Origin of the sequence: Vibrio sp. 10N.222.55.C6, from assembly GCF_041473395.1 — a bacterium.
Taxonomy (GTDB): Bacteria; Pseudomonadota; Gammaproteobacteria; order Enterobacterales; family Vibrionaceae; genus Vibrio; species Vibrio crassostreae_C.
Window position 1 is genome coordinate 1 of sequence record NZ_JBFRSD010000464.1, and the last position, 313, is coordinate 313.

At 41.5% G+C, this 313-nt stretch carries 1 pseudogene; it reads left to right on the forward strand.

Features of this window, described 5'->3' with window-relative positions:
• A pseudogene (locus AB4486_RS24615) lies at nucleotides 1-313 on the forward strand (methyl-accepting chemotaxis protein); the annotation flags it as partial.

Sequence of the window (313 nt, forward strand, 5' to 3'; positions counted from 1 at the left end):
CATTACAACGTAACAGCCAATCACTAACCAAACTGATGGAAATAACGGTAAACAACGCTAATGAAGGCCAGACACTAATGTCAGAAGTGAATGTCGAGATCGGCTCTTTAGCAGAAAAGAATCAATCTATCTCAGACAGTAGTACTCAGATTGCTACAGCCGCGGAAGAGCAAGGTGTTGTTGCAGATAACATAGCTCAAAGTGTTGAGGAGATTCGTCATCAGTCAGATAGCATCTGTGAAATGATCAGTATGAGCAATTCCAATGTTGACCAACTTCGTAAACAAAGTGATACGATGGAAGGTTTGCTGAC